The sequence below is a fragment of the Roseomonas sp. 18066 genome (assembly GCF_902706185.1).
Lineage (GTDB): Bacteria > Pseudomonadota > Alphaproteobacteria > Acetobacterales > Acetobacteraceae > Pseudoroseomonas.
On the sequence record NZ_CACSJM010000435.1, the window covers coordinates 1 to 330 of the forward strand.

General features: G+C 69.7%; 1 protein-coding gene. It reads right to left on the bottom strand.

Going from position 1 to position 330, the window contains the following annotated elements:
- Positions 1–330 (bottom strand): hypothetical protein (locus tag GVN67_RS29575; protein ID WP_160000812.1); only part of this gene is annotated, 330 nt, incomplete at both ends.

Below are 330 nucleotides of genomic sequence, written 5' to 3' on the forward strand. Positions count from 1 at the left end.
CCGTCGGCGACAGCGGCGCCAGCGCGATCGGCAAGGCGATCGAGACGTCCTCCAGCCCGGCCAGCGACAGCGCTGGCAGGGTTAGACCCGGCGCATCGGCGACGTTCAGCACGTTCAGCCCGACATTGGTGCTGGTCGTCGCCGTCGTGCCGCTGGAGCTGTCTGTGACGGTGGCCGTCACATGCAGCGTGGTGTTGCCAGGGTCCGGCGAGGTGATGGTCAGACCGGTCAGCTGCGCCTGGGTCAGCGTGTAGCTGCCGTCCGGGTTGTGCGTCCCCGCCGACAGCGTGGCGCCTGCCGGCAGCCCGCTGATGGTGATGCTCACCGTCT